The organism is Mordavella massiliensis, assembly GCF_016901695.1.
GTDB lineage: Bacteria > Bacillota > Clostridia > Lachnospirales > Lachnospiraceae > Claveliimonas > Claveliimonas massiliensis_A.
The window spans coordinates 1-17,641 of record NZ_JACJKS010000015.1; the positions used below are offsets into that span (position 1 = coordinate 1).

The following is a 17,641-nucleotide window of genomic DNA, read 5'->3' on the forward strand; positions in this document are numbered from 1 at the left end:
ATAATACAAGCAAGGGCAGAACCTCAAAAAAACAGCTCTGCCCAAGAGTAACTAATGACATATCTTATATCAGTTTTTTGAATTTACACAAAACTTGAAACGGTCTCAAGCAATGTTTAAATGGTAATGAGTAACTCATTGCATGTTCTTTTTTACACCATTCTTTTTTAGAAGTTGGAAAGGGCATTTGCTTTCCTCTTGTCTACCATAAACAGAAAATGAAAAGCCCTGTCAAGAGCCTGCCACCGTAGGTGGTGTTTACACTCTTGATCCGGGCTTTTCATCTTTCTGTATCTTCTTGTAAGAGGAGAGAAGCGGTTTATTTTCTGTGGTTTAGTTCCTTCAAATATTCGTTGTAATCGTAGCTGTCAAAATCATCTCTCGGTGACACTTCTGGAATGTTCCGCTTATTATTCTCATCCGCAAGGTCAGCTAATGTTGCATCATCATAAGGCTCAACATGTGGATAGCCTTTCAAGGGTTCGCCGTAACGCTCTTTACTATGCAAAACGTCGTAGCATTTCATCAGTCGTTCTATTTTCTGTCGCTGGACTAATTTCTTTATCTCACTGAGCTCCTCAACAGAAGTCTTAGTGTCATTCATATAGTTCTGAATATATTCAGACAGTTTTGCTTTCATGTAGAACTGCCATTCTTCTTGGCTCTGGAAATATTCATGGTCGGGTAAACTGTCGAGAGAAACATTGAAATCTTCTTCCCGTTTCACAACTTCCATAATGAATTGTTCCACATGGGAAGTTTGTTCCCATTCACCTGTCAGAAGCTCATTCGGGGTTACACCCAACACATTCATAATCTTTTCCAGCGTTTCAAAGGTGGGATAGTTTACACCACGTTCAATCTTGGAAAGACTCTGCAAGTTGATACCAATAGCGTCCGCGAGCTCCTGTTGTTTCATTTTTCTATGTTTTCGGATAATCTGTATATTCTCGCCCAAAAGCTGATAATTCATGGAATATCTTCTCCCTTCATTTGATTTATAAGCCTATCATACTTATTTATTTGTGGAAAGTCAAGAGAAAGTTCTTGACAAGTAATTCTGATAGCGTTACTATATCGTCAGATATAGTGATTAAGCACCACAGGGCCAATCACACGCTTGAGTAAGCATTGATAAGAGATATTTTCACTTCATAAGCGTTAATACACGGTCTTATGGACTGAAAATCGGAGTTCCCAGATATGCCAGAACGGACGGGGCACGTCACCCCAGACGTGACACGGACGGGCTAGTATATCTGGATGGGAACGCCGTCAGGCGTTCTGCAAAGGGCGAATATGTAACACCGCCCTGCGCATACAAGTCATAGTAGCTAAAAACGTGCATGGATAAAGGGAAAATGGCTGTTCCGACTATGCACAAAATGCAACGGAAAGAAAGGAGTAATGCAACATAGCAACACATGAACATCTGACAGTAAAGATTGATTACATCAGCATTGTATTTGACAGTGCAACAGTGGAAGAAGTGATAAGGCACATCTTGGATATGCCGGAAGATATCTTTATCACTTATCCGGCAAAGGTGGCTTTTAAGACTTACCAGACACGCTGGCAGTTAGGGGACATTTACATATCGGGCAATGCAAAGCCCACAGAGGACAACCCGCAGGGGCTTGGCTGTTACCTCGTTATAACAGGGAGAGGCTGTGACGATATTTTCAATATCCTCGACAGCCATAACCGCACATTCGGTCATATGTTTCATCAATGCGTCCGCTGGTTCGGAACAGAGTTCCATTTTACAAGGCTGGATATTGCCATTGACGACAGGAATGAAGTACCGTTTTTCACGCCAGCACAGATACGGAAGAAATTTGAAAAAGAGGAATTTGTCTCCACCAGCGATTTCTACCATTTTGACGACAGCAAGTATGATACGGACGGCTTGGCAAGGACGGCTTATCTCGGTTCTGGGAAATCTGCTATATCCTACCGCTTCTACGATAAGGACAGAGAGGTGAGCGCAAAGTACAATAAATCACTTGATGAGATTGGAAGCTGGAAACGTACAGAGATACAGCTCCGTGATGAAAAAGCACACGCCTTTGCCATGCTCTTTGAGGAAAGACCTATGGAGCTAGGAGAGCTTGCGTTCGGCCTGCTATCGGAAAATCTGCGCTTTGTCGTTCCCAACAAGAATGAGAGCAACAAGAGCCGTTGGAAAACGTGCCGTTTCTGGAAACGCTTCTTAGGGAATGTAGAACCTTTAAAGCTCCATATCCCCAAAACACAGAACTCGCTTCTGGAAACCCAGCAATGGCTGACGGACGGGGGTGTTATCTCGGCGGTCAAAGGTTTCTATTTTCTCGAAGAGCACGATGCTTTAGGTGAGCTGAAATCAGTCGGGGAAATGCTGGACAAGGCAAGGTACAGCCCTCCACTCTCCGGCAAGCTGACGGGGCATTTACAGAGGATAGGCAGGGAAGAACTGATACCCCATATCCAGTACGATACCAAAAGCGGAAAAGGGGGTGCTGTATGAGTAATACAGATATTCCCGTATGGGAGAAATACACCTTGACCATTGAAGAAGCGTCAAAATATTTCCGTATCGGGGAGAAGAAACTCCGCAAGCTGGCAGAGGAAAATCAAGGAGCCTGCTGGCTTATGATGAACGGCAACCGTATCCAGATCAAGAGAAAACAGTTTGAGAAAGTCATTGATGAACTGGACGCTATCTGACGCTGTATTATAGCGTTTTATGGATTTGGATATGGTAGAGAAGTGCCGGATATGTTATACTTCAAAATGTCATATCGGGACTCTTCCAAAAGTGGAAAGGAGCGAAGATGAGCGAGAAAAGACGTGATAATAAAGGTCGTGTCTTGCGAAATGGAGAGAGTCAACGTAAAGACGGACGTTTCATGTATAAATACACAGATAATGCAGGAAATATAAAATATGTATATAGTTGGAAACTGGTCAAGACAGATACCGTTCCCAAAGGGGCGAAAGATGATTTGTCGCTGAGGGAAAAAGAAAAACTGATACATAGAGACTTGGAAGATGATATTGTTCCCTGCGGCGGTGAAATGACAGTGCTGGATTTGGTGAAGAAATATGTATCGCAGAAAACAGGGGTGAAGCATAATACAGAAGCCAATTACAAATTTGTCATTAACATTATCAAAAAAGAGGACTTTGGGAAAAAGCGGATTGATAAGGTGAAATTATCTGACGCAAAGGGCTGGCTGATTAAATTGCAGAGTGACGGCAGAGGGTACAGCACCATACATTCTGTGCGTGGCGTTGTAAGACCAGCGTTCCAGATGGCGGTTGATGATGATTTGATAAGGAAAAATCCCTTTGAGTTCCAGCTTGCCACAGTGGTTGTCAATGACAGTGTGACAAGAGAAGCCCTTACCAGAAAGCAGGAACGGGCATTTCTGAAATTCGTAAAAGAGGATAAACACTTTTCCAGATACTATGAAGGTATCTATATCCTTTTTAAGACAGGACTTCGGATTTCTGAATTTGTAGGGCTGACGATTGCGGATATTGACTTGAAAAACGGCGTTATCAACGTCAATCATCAGTTACAGAGGAAACGGAATATGGAATACGTCATAGAGGAGACGAAAACCGAGTGCGGTACAAGGCTTGTGCCTATGACAGACGAGGTGAAAAAGTGTTTTCGCAAAATCATTGAGAACCGCAAAAAGCCAAAGACAGAACCCATGATAGACGGGAAAGTGGGTTTTCTGTATCTGGACAAAAATGATATGCCAATGGTCGCTCTGCACTGGGAAAAATATTTCCAGCATATCTGTGAGAAATATAATAAAATTTACAAAGCTGAAATGCCAAAGGTGACGCCCCATGTCTGCCGTCATACATTTTGCTCCAATATGGCAAAATCGGGTATGAACCCTAAGACATTGCAGAAGATTATGGGGCACTCGGATATCGGCGTGACGCTGAACACTTATACGCATGTAGGCTTTGAAGACATTCAAAAAGAGATGAAAAAGATATGTAGTTAGGTGAGTTGTAAAGTTGTAAAATAGGGGGAGTTTTACAACCTATTTTACAACTTTTCAGAGGAAAAACCTGCTGACATATGCCAAAATACGCAAGTTCCTCTAAAATGAGGAAATGCGGGAAACCCTGTAAAATCAAGGAAAAACCAACATATAAGGAGAAATGCGAACATGATTAAAATACTATTCATCTGCCACGGCAATATCTGCCGCTCTCCCATGGCGGAGTTCGTCCTGCGCGACATGGTACAAAAGCAGGGTCTGGGAGACCAGTTCCATATCGCCTCGGCGGCCACCAGCTCCGAGGAGACCGGAAACCCGGTCCACCCGGGGACGACCCGCAAACTGCGGGAGCTGGGCATCAGCACCGCCGGCAAGTATGCCGTGCAGATGGCGAAGAAAGACTATAAGAACTATGATCACATCATCGCCATGGAGACCCGGAACATCCGGAATATCCACCGCATCATCGGCGCGGATCCGGAGCACAAGGTGCAGCGGCTCCTGGATTTCTCGGACAGCCCCCGGGATATCGCGGATCCCTGGTACACCGGGAATTTTGAGCGCACCTACGACGATGTCAGGGAGGGCTGCGAGGCGCTTCTTACGTACATTCTGGAGAGGGACGGCGGCCGGATGGGGAAAAGATAAAAATCAGTGAAAATCAGTGAAAAGCGTTCGCCCGCCCTTCCGTGGCGGGCGAAAGTATGCTAAAATAAAATGTCAACAAAGCGAAAGAAAAGCAAGAGAAAAGGAGAGAAGACGTGCTTACGATCAATCAGTATGTAAAAGCGTCCAGCCTGGAGGAAGCCTACGAGCTGAACCAGAAAAAGAGCAACGTGATCCTGGGAGGCATGCTCTGGCTGAAGATGCAGAAGAGAAATGTGGGGACGGCCATCGACCTGTCCGGCCTCGGCCTTGATGCGATCGAGGAGACGGAGGAGGCGTACCGCATCGGCGCCATGGTGACGCTGCGCCATCTGGAGCTTCACGGGGGACTGAACGCCCTGACCCAGGGCGCGGCCCGGGAGAGCGTGCGCCGCATCGTGGGCGTGCAGTTCCGCAATATGGCGACCGTGGGCGGCAGCGTGTTCGGCCGGTACGGCTTTTCCGATGTGCTGACCTTCCTGATGGCGGCCGGCGCGCAGGTGGAGCTCTACAAGGCGGGGCGGATGCCGGTGGAGACGTTTGCGTACCTGCCCTATGACAGGGACATCCTCACCCATGTGATCGTGCCGAAGCGGTCCATGAAGGCGGCCTACCTCTCCCAGCGGAATACGAAGACCGATTTCCCGGTGGCAGCCTGCTGTGTCGTGCAGGATATGGACGCGGGAGGAGAGATCCGCTGCGTCATCGGGGCCCGGCCCATGAAGGCGGTCTGTCTGCGGGACGAGCGGGGGATCCTGGCGGAAGGCATCACCGCAGGGAGCGCGCAGGCATTTGGAGACTATGTGACAGAGACCGTGGAGACGGGGACGAACCTGCGGGGCAGCGCGCAGTACCGGAAGATCGTGGCCGGCGTGCTGGCAAAACGGGCGCTTCTTCAGATCGCGGGACTGGAAGAGAGAGCGTAGAGGAGGGGAGACAGGATGCAGATACAGATGACCGTAAATGAAAAAAAGATACAGGCAGATATCGCCCCGGATATGCTCCTCATCGACTTCCTGCGGGCCCACGGCTGCTACAGCGTGAAGCGGGGCTGCGAGACGTCCAACTGCGGGCTGTGCACCGTGTTCATGGACGACAGGCCGGTGCTGTCCTGCAGCCTTCTGGCGGCCCGGGCGGACGGACATAAGGTGACGACGCTGGAGGGGCTTCAGGAGGAAGCGGAAGGCTTCGGCGCCTTCATCGCTGACCAGGGGGCGGAGCAGTGCGGCTTCTGCAATCCGGGTTTTATGATGAACGGGATCGCTATGTTCCGGGAGAATCCGGATCCGACGGACGAGGAGATCCTGGAGTACCTGGCGGGGAACCTGTGCCGCTGCTCCGGTTATGAGGGACAACTGCGGGGGATCCGTTCTTATATCGAATACAAAAAGCAGCAGGCAGATGAGAAGGGAGGGGATGCATAATGCCGGATCAGATACCAGGAAGCACATACCGCTATGTGAACCGACCCGTGAGAAAAAAGGACGCCATGGCCCTTGTGACGGGCAAACCGGTGTATATGGACGACCTGACGCCCCATGACTGCCTTGTGGTGAAGATCCTTCACAGCCCCCACGCCCATGCGCTGATCGAGGAGATCAACACGGACATTGCCATGAAGGTGCCGGGCATCGAGGCTGTCTTTACCTATAAGGATGTGCCGGACAAGCGCTTCACCATGGCAGGGCAGACCTACCCGGAGCCCAGCCCCTATGACCGGCTGATCCTGGACCGCAGGCTCCGCTTTGTGGGGGACGCCGTGGCCATCGTGGCGGGAGAGAGCGAGAAGGCGGTGGACCGGGCGCTGCGGCTTATCAAAGTAAAGTACCAGGTGCTGGAGCCTGTGCTGGATCTCCACACGGCAAAAGACAACCCCATCCTCGTGCATCCGGAGGAGAACTGGAAGGCGCTCTGCCCGGTGGGGGCGGACAATAAGAGGAACCTGTGCGCTTCCGCAAAGGACAGCAAAGGCGATGTGGACGCGGTCATGGCGGACTGCGATGTGGTGATGGAGAACACCTACCACACGAAGGCGGACAGCCAGGCCATGATGGAGACGTTCCGCACCTACACCTATATGGACACTTACGGACGGCTTCACGTGATCAGTTCCACCCAGATCATTTTCCATGTCCGCAGGATCGTGGCCAACGCCCTGGATATTCCCAAGTCAAAGGTGCGGGTGACCAAGTACCGCATCGGCGGCGGCTTTGGCGCCAAGCAGTCCTGCGTGACCGAGGTGTTCCCGGCCTTCGTCACCTGGAAGACAGGCAGGGCGGCCAAGCTGATCTACACGAGGCAGGAGAGCCAGATCGCGGGATCGCCCCGCCATGAGATGGAAGTGCGGGTGAAAGTGGGTGCCATGAAGGACGGCACTATCCGTGCGCTGGATGTGTACACTCTGTCCAACACGGGCGCCTACGGCGAGCACGGCCCCACGACCGTGGGCCTGAGCGGCCACAAGTCCATCCCCCTGTACAACGGGAATATGGAGGCCTACCGGTTTGACTACGACGTGGTCTACACGAATGTGCAAGCGGCAGGCGCGTACCGTGGCTATGGAGCCACCCAGGGCATCTTCGCGGTGGAGTCCATGATCAGTGAGCTGGCGGACCGTCTGAGCATGGATCCGGTGGCGATCCGGGAGAAGAACATGGTGCGCCAGGGCCAGACGGCGATGGCCTACTACAATGAGAAGATGACGGCCTGCGCCCTGGACCGCTGCATGGCGCGGGCGAAGGAGCTGTTCGGCTGGGACGGAAAGCCCCTTGCCCGGGATATGGGAAATGGAAAGATCCGGGCCAAGGGCGTGGCCATGGCCATGCAGGGATCCGGCATCTCCGGCGTGGACGTGGGATCAGCCACCCTGAAGCTGAACGATGAAGGGTTCTATATCCTCTCCATCGGCGCCGCGGATATGGGGACAGGCTGCGACACGACCCTTGCCCAGGTGGCGGCGGAGTGTCTGGAGTGCGATATAGACAACATCACCGTCTACGGGGCGGATACGGACTCCTCCCCCTATGACTCGGGATCCTACGCGTCCAGCACCATGTACGTGACAGGAAAGGCAGTGGAGAAGGCGGCCGCCCAGCTGAAGGAGCACATATGCGCCATTGCGGCCGGCATGCTCGGCTGCCAGGCGGATGAAGTGGAGTTCGCAGCAGACCGGGTGCGCCGGGCGGACGGGACGGGCGAAGTGCTCCTGAAGGACATCGCTACAAAGTCCATGAGCGGCAACCGGGAGCCGGTGCAGGTGACGGTGACCCACTCTTCCCCCACCTCCCCTCCGCCTGTGATGGTGGGCATGGTGGAACTGGAAGTGGACAGGGAGACAGGAGCAGTGGAACTTCTGGACTACGTGGCCGTGGTGGACTGCGGCACGCCCATGAACCCGAACCTGACGAGGATCCAGACCGAGGGCGGCATCGCCCAGGGCATTGGCATGGCCCTCTACGAGGATATCACCTACAGCAGCAGGGGACGGATCCTGCAGGATTCCCTCATGCAGTACAAGATCCCCAGCCGCCTGGACGTGGGCAGGCTGCGGGTGGAGTTCGAGAGCAGCTACGAAGAGAGCGGCCCCTTCGGGGCAAAGTCCATCGGCGAGGTCGTCATCAACACGCCGTCGCCGGCTATCGCCCACGCCATCTTCAACGCCACCGGCGTGTGGCACAGGGAACTGCCCATCACGCCGGAGAAGATCCTTATGGGTATGAGGAAGAAATAAAAAAGCAGAATAAGAAAGACAGCCCCTGGCGCTGGAAGCCCGGAGCTGTCTTTCCGTTTTAAAGGATTTGTTGTATGAAAAAAAGGTTTGGCCTGCGGCTGCTCCTGGCAGGCAGCCTGACCAGCATGCTACCAGGGATACGATTGTTAAAAAAATATCTATCCTTGGTATGCCTATATCATACCCCAGCGGGACAAAATAGTAAATGGGAATAACATACAAAGTTTTTGCCGGAGGGGGCTCCTGTTTTGTGAAAAATATAACGAATAGAAAAATCCGGGGGCAGCAGGCGGGGCGCGGAAGGCAACGGTTGACTTGCGCCGGGGCAGAAGGTAAAATAGAACAGAAATACGGAAAGATCACAAAAAGGATAAAGCATATGAGATTACGGAGAATTGCAGCCATCTGGGCGGCAAAGATCGCGCAGACGGCCAGCGTGCGCCTCTTCCACAGGCAGGGCGTCACCTGGGCCGGCAAGATCGCGATGCAGCTCTGCCCGGATATATTGAAGGAACTGGCTTCCCAGGTGCGGGAGGAGATCTACGTGGTGTGCGGGACCAACGGCAAGACGACCACCAACAACATGCTCTGCGCGGCCCTGGAAGCGGAAGGGAAAAAGGTCGTGTGCAATCACACGGGCTCCAACATGCTCAACGGTGTGGTGGCGGCCTTTGTGCTGGCGGCGGGATGGTCCGGCCGTCTAGACGCGGACTGCGCCTGCATTGAGATCGACGAGGCGTCCACCAGGCGGGTGTTTCCCTACTTTAAGCCGGATTACATGGTGCTGACCAACCTCTTCCGGGACCAGCTGGACCGGTACGGGGAGATCGATATCACCATGGACATCCTGAAGAAAGCCATGCGAAGCGCGCCGGACATGACGGTGATCGTGAACGGGGACGACGCCCTGAGCGCCTTCCTTGCCATGGATGCGGGAAACAGATACGTGACCTACGGGATCAATGAAAAAGTGACGGATGACGAGGGCAGCCACGAGATCCGGGAGGGCCGCTTCTGTAAGAGGTGCGGCGCGCCCCTTCACTATGACTTCTACCACTACAGCCAGCTTGGCGTGTACCGGTGCACGTCGTGCGACTTCCGGCGCCCGGATATCGATTTCAACGCCTCGGACATCGAGGTGGGGGACCATCTTGCCTTCACGGTGGAGGGCAGGCGGATCACAGCCAACTACCGCGGCTTTTACAATATCTACAATATACTGGCTGCCTACGCGGCGGCCCGGGCTGCGGGGGAAGAGCTGGCCCACTTCAATGGGATGCTGGCATCCTTCAACCCGGAGAACGGCAGGATGGAGCGCTTCTGTGTGAAGGGAACGCAGATCACACTCAACCTGGCGAAGAATCCGGCCGGTTTCAACCAGAATATCTCTGCGGTCATGCAGGACCAGGAGAAGAAGGATATCATCATCGTCATCAATGACAACGCCCAGGACGGGATCGATGTGTCCTGGCTTTGGGACGTGGATTTTGACCGGTTCAGGGAGACGGATGTGAACGGCATCACGGTCAGCGGCATCCGCTGCCAGGATATGCGGCTGCGGCTCAAGTACGTGGACATCCCCTCCATGCTGGAGGCGGATGTGGAGAAAGCCATCTGCGAGCGTGTGGAGAACGGCTGCGGCAATCTGTACGTCCTTGTGAACTACACGGCCCTTTTCAGTACGCGGAACGTGCTGAAGAGGCTGGAGGAACAGGCGGGAAGACAGGAGGGAGCACACCATGGAGCGAAATGAGACAAGGCAGATCACCATCGGACACCTCTATCCGGATCTCCTCAATCTGTACGGGGACCGGGGAAACATCGCCTGCCTGATGCAGCGGTGCCTCTGGCGGGGGATCGGTGCGCAGACCGTGGAGTTTGAACTGAACGATGAGATTGATTTTACAAAGCTGGACATCGTGCTTCTGGGAGGAGGATCTGACCGGGAGCAGATGATCGTATGTCAGAAACTGAAAAGTATACAAAGCAATTTTAAAGATTACGTAGAAGACGGGGGCGTTGTGATCGCGGTCTGCGGCGGCTATCAGCTTCTCGGAACCCATTACAAGACGCAGGAGGGGACCATCGAGGGGCTCAGCCTGGTGGACCTCTACACGGAGCAGGGAGAGGGGCGCCTGATCGGGAACATCGTCCTTCAGAGCAGCCTCTTTGAGATGCCGGTGGTGGGATTTGAGAACCACGGGGGCAGGACATATATCGGAAGCGGCACGCCTTTTGGAACGGTTCTGTCCGGATACGGCAATGACGGGGAGAGCGGCTGCGAGGGCGTGGTCTACAAAAACGTCATCGGCACGTATCTGCACGGCCCGCTGCTGCCGAAGAATCCGCAGGTCAGCGACTGGCTCATCGCCAGGGCGCTGGAGAGAAAGTATGGGGACGGAAGCCTCATCCCCCTGGACGACAGCCAGGAACTGGAGGCGAACCGGTATATTTTTGAACGTTTTGTGAAATAAATACAGGCGCGGGAAATTCGCTATGAATGTTCCTGCGCCTGCTTTTCTTCGCGGAGTTTTAAAAGCTCCATGTAATCCAGGGCCGCCTCCTTGGAAGCGATGGTGAGATGTGCGTAAAGCCGCAGCATCTTTTCGTCGAGGATCCGCTCGTGCTGCGAGAGGGAGAGGGATATGGGAGCCTCTGCCCCATCGATGAGATAATCCACAGAGACGCCGAATATATCCGCCATGGCCATCAGCTTTTCATGGGAAGGCTGCCGGTTCTTTGTCTCGTAGCCCGTGATGGTCGTGCGTGAGACATTGATGCGCTTTGCCAGCTCTTTCTGCGTCATGTTGTGTTCTGCGCGCAGCGTCCGCAATCTCTGCGAAAAGGACATATGCCCTACCTCCTTTGTCGTGATACCATATTTTACCAGTTTGCGGCCTGTTTCGGGCAAATAGTGGCAATACTCAACAAAAAGTCGCAAAAACTGTCAAAACCGTATGGCGTTGACACCCGAAGTAAAACCACCTATAATCAATAAAGAAGAAAGAAGAGTCCCCTGAGGGGTGACCAGAGAGGACAGTATCTATGCTGATTGCAAAAAATGACGAAGCTGAAAGAAGTAAACTGTGGAGGATCGTGATCACAGTGAGCTCGGTTGTCATCGTGCTCATTGCGGTCTTTTTCCTGTACCGCATGTTCACGTCCAACCCGCTGGAGGGGGCGTGGACCAGCGAGGACAGCGGACTTACGCTGGATATAAGGGATGGCGGGGAGATGACGGTCACCCTGCCGGAAGTGGCGGAAGAGCAGAACGTGCAGGTGGAGCTGCAGTACAGCCTGGACCGGAAGGATAAGACAGTCGGCATCGCAGAGATCGCCGGCGTGCTGGATGAGCAGGCGGATAAGTCAGGCGGACGGTACACGGAAGAAAACCTGCGCAGCGCGCTCACCAATCTCACGACGACCTTCTCCTACAGCGTGGATCAGGGACAGCTGACGCTGACAGAGAGAGAGTACGGAGAGCAGATGGTATTTGACAGACAGTAGAAGGTCCCTCTTTTAGGCACGGCGCAAGCCGGAGGCGTAAAGGAGGGCTTTTTTTATCAGACAAAGGAGGAGCGGAAGATGACGAGAAACGAGACAAAGAAGATCCGGATCGGCGATGTATGGATCGGCGGGGGCAGCCCGGTCGCCATCCAGTCCATGACAAACACGAAGACAGAGGATGTGGAGGCTACGGTGGGGCAGATCCACAGGCTGGAGAAAGCGGGGTGCGAGATCATCCGCTGCGCGGTGCCGACCATGGAGGCGGCGCACGCCCTCGGCGAGATCAAAAAGCAGATCCATATCCCGCTGGTGGCGGATATCCATTTTGACTACCGGCTGGCCATCGCGGCCATAGAGAACGGAGCCGACAAGATCCGCATCAATCCCGGCAACATCGGTTCCAGGGAGCGGGTGCAGGCGGTCGTGGATGCGGCGCGTGAGCGGGGGATCCCGATCCGCGTGGGCGTCAACAGCGGCTCCCTCGAGAAGGATCTGGTGGAGAAATACAGCGGCGTCACAGCGGAAGGCATTGTGGAGAGCGCGCTGGACAAGGTGCATATGATCGAGGAGATGGGTTACGACAATCTGGTGGTCAGCATCAAGTCCTCGGATGTGCTCATGTGTGTGAAGGCCCACGAGCTGATCGCGAAGGAATGCCCCTATCCCCTCCATGTGGGGATCACCGAGTCAGGCACGCTCATGTCCGGGAACATCAAGTCCTCCATCGGTCTGGCCCTGATCCTTCACCAGGGGATCGGCGACACCATCCGCGTCTCCCTGACCGGCGACCCTGTGGAGGAGGTAAAGAGCGCGAAGCTGATCCTGCGCACGCTGGGCCTGCGCAGGGGCGGGATCGAGGTTGTGTCCTGTCCCACCTGCGGGCGGACGAAGATCGATCTCATCGGCCTGGCCAACCAGGTGGAGCAGATGGCGGCGGATTTTCCCCTTGACATCAAGGTGGCGGTCATGGGCTGCGTAGTCAACGGCCCCGGGGAGGCGAAGGAGGCGGACATCGGCATCGCCGGCGGCATCGGCGAGGGCCTGCTCATCAAAAAGGGCGAGATCGTAAAGAAGGTAAAGGAAGAGGAACTGCTGGAAACACTGAGACAGGAGCTGGAACACTGGAATGAGTAAGCGCTTTTTTGAAGTTTTTCCCACGCTGAAAGTGAATAAAGAGATACAGATGCTCCTGGAGGAGGTGGAGGTCACGAAGGTGGCCTCCAACTCTGCGCGGGATCATATCCGGGTGCATATTTTCAGCCGCCACCTCATCAGGAAGCACCGCATCTATGAGCTGGAGCAGGCGATCCGGGACCAGCTGTTCGGGCGGACCCGGATCCAGGTGGAGGTGCGGGAGGACTACCGGCTCTCCGCCCAGTACACGCCGGAGAACCTGATGCGGGAGTACTTTGACAGTCTGCTTCTGGAGGCGGAGCAAAGCAGCGTGGTGGAGCGCAGCATGCTCCAGTCCTGCAGCTACTCCTTTGAGGACGGGAACATCCTGTGCCTGCGGCTGAAGGATACGGTGGTGGCGCACGGGAAAAAGGACTCGGTGGTGGCGCTCCTCACCTCGGTCTTCAACGACCGGTTTCATGTGCCGGTGGAAGTGCGCGTTGTGTATGAGAGGCCGAAGGAGAGCAGCCTGAAGTACAACGACCTGAAGCTCCGGCAGGAAGTGGACGCCATCGTGGAGAAGAACCAGTCCCTGCGAAAGGAGCGGCTCCTGCGGGAGAAGGCGCTCCGCGAGGAGAAGGAAAAAGAGCGCGCTGCCGGCGGCGCGGATGCGCCGGCGTCAGAGGACAAAAAAGAAAAGCAGGCCCCTGCCCGCGGAAAGGATGCGGCCGGCGGAGGGTTCCGGAGAGGGAACGGCGGCTTCCGGAAAAGGGAGTTCTCCTCCTATAAGAAATCGGACGATCCGAACGTCCTCTACGGCCGGGACTTTGACGACGAGCCCATCGAGCTTAAAGAAGTGGTGGGCGAGATGGGCGAGATCACCATCCGGGGCAAGGTCATCAGCTTTGACACGAGGGAGATCCGGAACGAGAAGACCATTATCATGTATGCGGTGACGGATTTCACGGACACCATCACAGTGAAGATGTTTGTCCGCAATGACCAGCTCCCGGACATGCTCCAGGACATCAAGATGGGGGCCTTCCTGAAGATCAAGGGGGTCACCACCATCGACAAGTTCGACGGCGAGCTGACCATCGGTTCCGTCACGGGCATCCGCAAGATCCCGGACTTTACAGTGGCCAGGAAAGACACGGCGCTCGAGAAGCGGGTGGAGCTTCACTGTCATACAAAGATGAGCGACATGGACGGCGTCTCGGAGGTGAAGGACATCGTCAGGCGGGCCCACGACTGGGGACACAAGGCGATCGCCATCACAGATCACGGCGTGGTGCAGGCTTTCACGGACGCCAACCACTACATAGAGACGCTGGACAAGGACGATCCCTTCAAGGTCATCTACGGGGTGGAAGCCTATCTGGTGGACGACCTCTCGGATGTGGCGGTGAACGAGAAGGGGCAGGATCTCCTGGGCACGTTTATTGTCTTTGACCTGGAGACGACCGGGTTCAGCCCCATCAAGGATAAGATCATCGAGATCGGGGCCGTGAAGGTGGAGGGAGGAAAGATCACGGAGCGGTTCAGCACCTTCGTGAACCCGCGGATCCCCATCCCCTTCCGGATCACCCAGCTCACCAGCATCACGGATGCCATGGTCCTGGACGCGCCGCCCATCGAGGAGGTGCTGCCGCAGTTTCTCGACTTTGTGGGAGACGGTGTGCTGGTGGCCCACAACGCGTCCTTTGACGTGAGTTTTATCGAGCAGAACTGCCGCTACCAGGATATCCGGCCTGATTTCACGTCCGTGGACACGGTGGCCATGGCGCGGGTGCTTTTGCCTACCCTGTCCCGGTTCAAGCTGAACATCGTTGCCAAGGCGCTGAATATCTCCCTGGAAAATCATCACCGGGCGGTGGACGACGCCGGGGCGACGGCGCAGATCTTTGAGAAATTCGTGGAGATGCTGGCGGAGAGGGACATCCATACCCTGCGGGAGCTGAACCGGTTCGGCGTGAAGAACAACGGGGACGCGGTCCGCAAGATGCCCTCCTACCACGCCATCATCCTGGCCCGCAACGACATCGGCAGGACGAACCTGTACACCCTGATCTCCAAGTCCCATCTGGACTATTTTGCCCGGCATCCAAGGATCCCCAAGAGCGAGTTTTCCAAATACCGGGAGGGGCTCATCCTGGGGAGCGCCTGCGAGGCGGGCGAGTTGTACCAGGCGATCCTGGACGACAAGTCCGAGGAGCGGATCGCCCGCATCGTGGATTACTATGATTATCTGGAGATCCAGCCCCTCGGGAACAACGCCTTCATGATCGGCAGCGACCGGGTCTCCAAAGTGAATTCGCCGGAGGATTTAAAGGAGATCAACCGCCAGATCATCCGGCTGGGTGAGAAGTTCAACAAGCCCGTGGTGGCCACCTGCGATGTGCATTTTCTGGATCCGGAGGACGAGGTGTACCGGCGGATCATCATGGCCGGAAAAGGGTTTGACGACGCTGACAACCAGGCGCCCCTGTACCTGCGGACCACGGATGAGATGCTGGCGGAGTTCGAGTACCTCGGGTCGGCCAAGGCGAAGGAGATCGTCATCGACAACCCCAACCGGATCGCGGACTGGGTGGAGAAGATCTCCCCTGTGCGGCCGGACAAATGCCCGCCCGTGATCCCCAACTCGGATCAGATGCTGCGGGATATCTGCTACAACAAAGCCCACGAGATGTACGGGGAGGACCTGCCGGATGTGGTGACGGAGCGGCTGGAGAGAGAGCTGAACTCCATCATCTCCAATGGCTTCGCCGTCATGTACATCATCGCCCAGAAGCTTGTGTGGAAGTCGGTGGAGGACGGATACCTGGTGGGATCCCGCGGCTCCGTCGGATCCTCCTTTGTGGCGACGATGGCGGGCATCACGGAGGTCAACCCCCTGAGCCCCCACTACTACTGTCCGCACTGTCATTACAGCGATTTCACTTCAGATGAAGTGCGCAAATACGCAGGCGGCTGCGGCATGGACATGCCGGATAAGACCTGCCCGGTGTGCGGGGAAGCACTTGTCAAGGACGGGTTCGACATCCCCTTTGAGACCTTCCTGGGCTTTAAGGGGAACAAGGAGCCGGATATCGACCTGAACTTCTCCGGCGACTACCAGAGCAACGCCCACAAGTACACGGAGGTCATTTTCGGGGACGGACAGACTTACCGGGCCGGCACCATCGGCACGCTGGCGGACAAGACGGCCTTCGGCTTTGTAAAGAATTATTTTGAGGAGCGGGGCCAGAGAAAGAGGACCTGTGAGATCAACCGCATCGTGCAGGGCTGCACCGGCATCCGCAGGAGCACGGGCCAGCACCCGGGCGGCATCATCGTGCTGCCCCTGGGGGAGGACATCAATTCCTTCACTCCGGTACAGCACCCGGCCAACGATATGAACACGGACATCGTGACCACCCACTTCGACTACCATTCCATTGACCACAACCTGCTGAAGCTGGATATACTGGGACACGATGACCCGACGATGATCAAGACGCTGGAGGAGTACATCAGCTCCCCGGCTATGGACAATGAATACAACGAGACGGACCACCGGTTCGACGCCACGAAGATCCCCCTGGATGACCCGGACGTGATGAGCCTCTTCCAGGGCACCGAAGTGCTGGGCATCAAGCCCTCTGACATCGGCGGCTGTCCGGTGGGGTGCCTGGGGATCCCGGAGTTCGGCACGGACTTCGTCATCCAGATGGTGGTGGACACAAAGCCCCAGACGCTGTCGGACCTGATCCGCATCTCCGGCCTGTCCCACGGCACGGACGTGTGGCTCAACAACGCCCAGGACCTGATCCTGAGCGGCCAGGCCACCATCTCCACGGCCATCTGCACCCGGGACGATATCATGACCTACCTCATCAACAAGGGGCTGGACAGCGAGGAGTCCTTCACCATCATGGAGCGCGTGCGCAAAGGCGCGGTGGCAAAGGGGAAATGCAAGGAGTGGCCGGATTTCAAGAAGGACATGCTGGAGCACGGCGTGCCGGAGTGGTACATCGGCTCCTGCGAGAAGATCAAGTACATGTTCCCCAAGGCGCATGCGGCGGCCTACGTCATGATGGCCTACCGCATCGCCTACTGCAAGATCAACTATCCGCTGGCCTACTATGCGGCCTATTTCGGTATCCGTGCGGACGCCTTCTCCTATGAGCTCATGTGCCAGGGAAAGGAACAACTGAATTTCTACATCAGGGATTACGAGAAGCGGAAGGATTCCCTGAGCAAGAAAGAGCAGGATACCCTGAAGGATATGCGCATCGTGCAGGAGATGTACGCCCGGGGCTTCACCTTTGTGCCGATCGATATCTACAGGGCGAAAGCGACCCGCTTCCAGATCGTGGACGGCAAGCTGATGCCGCCCCTCTCCAGCATCGAGGGCATGGGCGACAAGGCGGCCGAGGCGGTGGAGGCGGCTTCCGGACAGGGACCCTACCTGAGCCGGGACGACTTCCGCCAGCGGACCAAGGTCAGCAAGACGGTCATCGACCTGATGAACGACCTGGGCCTTTTCGGGGACCTGCCGGAGAGCAACCAGTTGTCGCTGTTTGACGCGATGTAAGCAGAATGAATAAAAAGACACAGGGCGTTGGAGCATATCCGGGGCCCTGTGTTTTTTCTT

General features: G+C 55.2%; 13 protein-coding genes and 1 pseudogene. 12 read left to right on the plus strand and 2 right to left on the minus strand.

All coding sequences use genetic code 11. The annotated features are described in order from the left end of the window. Nucleotides 1-319: 319 nt before the first annotated feature. Nucleotides 320-973, minus strand: coding sequence for a helix-turn-helix domain-containing protein (locus H6A20_RS09895; protein ID WP_204906965.1), 654 nt, complete (start codon nt 971-973; stop codon nt 320-322). Nucleotides 974-1,444: 471 nt separating this feature from the next. Here H6A20_RS09895 and H6A20_RS09900 point away from each other — a divergent pair, with 471 nt between their 5' ends. From H6A20_RS09900 to H6A20_RS09940, 9 genes are all read left to right on the plus strand, one after another. Then, nucleotides 1,445-2,506, plus strand: a complete 1,062-nt coding sequence (locus H6A20_RS09900) for a replication initiation factor domain-containing protein (RefSeq protein ID WP_338106674.1) — start codon at nt 1,445-1,447, stop codon at nt 2,504-2,506. Next, complete coding sequence (locus H6A20_RS09905; RefSeq protein ID WP_204906966.1) at nt 2,503-2,706, plus strand: excisionase; 204 nt, start codon at nt 2,503-2,505, stop codon at nt 2,704-2,706. Before H6A20_RS09900 ends, H6A20_RS09905 begins: the two co-directional genes overlap by 4 nt. Before the next feature lie 107 nt (nt 2,707-2,813). Then, nucleotides 2,814-4,007, plus strand: coding sequence for a site-specific integrase (locus H6A20_RS09910; protein WP_204906967.1), 1,194 nt, complete (start codon nt 2,814-2,816; stop codon nt 4,005-4,007). A 168-nt stretch (nt 4,008-4,175) separates the two neighbouring features. Beyond that, entirely contained in the window at nt 4,176-4,655 is a 480-nt protein-coding gene (locus tag H6A20_RS09915) for a low molecular weight protein-tyrosine-phosphatase (protein ID WP_204906968.1), read from the plus strand. Nucleotides 4,656-4,768: 113 nt separating this feature from the next. Then, nucleotides 4,769-5,578 (plus strand): FAD binding domain-containing protein, encoded by an 810-nt coding sequence (locus H6A20_RS09920; protein WP_204906969.1) that lies wholly within the window; start codon nt 4,769-4,771, stop codon nt 5,576-5,578. A 15-nt stretch (nt 5,579-5,593) separates the two neighbouring features. Beyond that, a complete protein-coding gene (locus H6A20_RS09925) occupies nt 5,594-6,076 on the plus strand; it encodes a (2Fe-2S)-binding protein (protein WP_204906970.1) in 483 nt (160 codons plus the stop codon). Continuing rightward, complete coding sequence (locus H6A20_RS09930; RefSeq protein ID WP_204906971.1) at nt 6,076-8,382, plus strand: xanthine dehydrogenase family protein molybdopterin-binding subunit; 2,307 nt, start codon at nt 6,076-6,078, stop codon at nt 8,380-8,382. The genes H6A20_RS09925 and H6A20_RS09930 overlap by 1 nt, the downstream gene beginning before the upstream one ends. Before the next feature lie 379 nt (nt 8,383-8,761). Continuing rightward, nucleotides 8,762-10,135, plus strand: a complete 1,374-nt coding sequence (locus H6A20_RS09935) for a MurT ligase domain-containing protein (RefSeq protein ID WP_204906972.1) — start codon at nt 8,762-8,764, stop codon at nt 10,133-10,135. Next, entirely contained in the window at nt 10,122-10,856 is a 735-nt protein-coding gene (locus tag H6A20_RS09940) for a type 1 glutamine amidotransferase (protein ID WP_204906973.1), read from the plus strand. Before H6A20_RS09935 ends, H6A20_RS09940 begins: the two co-directional genes overlap by 14 nt. 20 nt (nt 10,857-10,876) lie before the next feature. On the opposite strand, the gene H6A20_RS09945 is transcribed toward H6A20_RS09940, so the two are convergent. Beyond that, nucleotides 10,877-11,233 carry a helix-turn-helix domain-containing protein gene (locus tag H6A20_RS09945; protein ID WP_204906974.1) on the minus strand — a complete coding sequence of 119 codons (357 nt, stop codon included), beginning with the start codon at nt 11,231-11,233 and terminating at the stop codon, nt 10,877-10,879. A 194-nt stretch (nt 11,234-11,427) separates the two neighbouring features. Here H6A20_RS09945 and H6A20_RS09950 point away from each other — a divergent pair, with 194 nt between their 5' ends. The 3 genes and pseudogenes from H6A20_RS09950 (at nt 11,428) to H6A20_RS09960 (ending at nt 17,581) form a co-directional block, all read left to right on the plus strand. Beyond that, nucleotides 11,428-11,889 (plus strand): hypothetical protein, encoded by a 462-nt coding sequence (locus H6A20_RS09950; RefSeq protein WP_204906975.1) that lies wholly within the window; start codon nt 11,428-11,430, stop codon nt 11,887-11,889. Nucleotides 11,890-11,958: 69 nt separating this feature from the next. Further along, nucleotides 11,959-13,023, plus strand: a pseudogene (gene ispG, locus H6A20_RS09955) (flavodoxin-dependent (E)-4-hydroxy-3-methylbut-2-enyl-diphosphate synthase); the annotation flags it as partial. Then, a complete protein-coding gene (locus tag H6A20_RS09960; RefSeq protein ID WP_204906977.1) occupies nt 13,016-17,581 on the plus strand; it encodes a PolC-type DNA polymerase III in 4,566 nt (1,521 codons plus the stop codon). The pseudogene ispG and the gene H6A20_RS09960, both read left to right, overlap by 8 nt. Nucleotides 17,582-17,641: the final 60 nt, after the last annotated feature.

Excerpts from the sequence above, each read along its gene's own strand:
- H6A20_RS09960 (WP_204906977.1), top strand. The coding sequence starts at position 13,016 with ATGAGTAAGCGCTTTTTTGAAGTTTTTCCCACGCTGAAAGTGAATAAA.
- H6A20_RS09905 (WP_204906966.1), top strand. The coding sequence starts at position 2,503 with ATGAGTAATACAGATATTCCCGTATGGGAGAAATACACCTTGACCATT.
- H6A20_RS09925 (WP_204906970.1), top strand. The coding sequence starts at position 5,594 with ATGCAGATACAGATGACCGTAAATGAAAAAAAGATACAGGCAGATATC.
- H6A20_RS09910 (WP_204906967.1), top strand. The coding sequence starts at position 2,814 with ATGAGCGAGAAAAGACGTGATAATAAAGGTCGTGTCTTGCGAAATGGA.
- H6A20_RS09945 (WP_204906974.1), bottom strand. The coding sequence starts at position 11,233 with ATGTCCTTTTCGCAGAGATTGCGGACGCTGCGCGCAGAACACAACATG.
- H6A20_RS09935 (WP_204906972.1), top strand. The coding sequence starts at position 8,762 with ATGAGATTACGGAGAATTGCAGCCATCTGGGCGGCAAAGATCGCGCAG.
- H6A20_RS09950 (WP_204906975.1), top strand. The coding sequence starts at position 11,428 with ATGCTGATTGCAAAAAATGACGAAGCTGAAAGAAGTAAACTGTGGAGG.
- H6A20_RS09930 (WP_204906971.1), top strand. The coding sequence starts at position 6,076 with ATGCCGGATCAGATACCAGGAAGCACATACCGCTATGTGAACCGACCC.
- H6A20_RS09940 (WP_204906973.1), top strand. The coding sequence starts at position 10,122 with ATGGAGCGAAATGAGACAAGGCAGATCACCATCGGACACCTCTATCCG.
- H6A20_RS09915 (WP_204906968.1), top strand. The coding sequence starts at position 4,176 with ATGATTAAAATACTATTCATCTGCCACGGCAATATCTGCCGCTCTCCC.
- H6A20_RS09895 (WP_204906965.1), bottom strand. The coding sequence starts at position 973 with ATGAATTATCAGCTTTTGGGCGAGAATATACAGATTATCCGAAAACAT.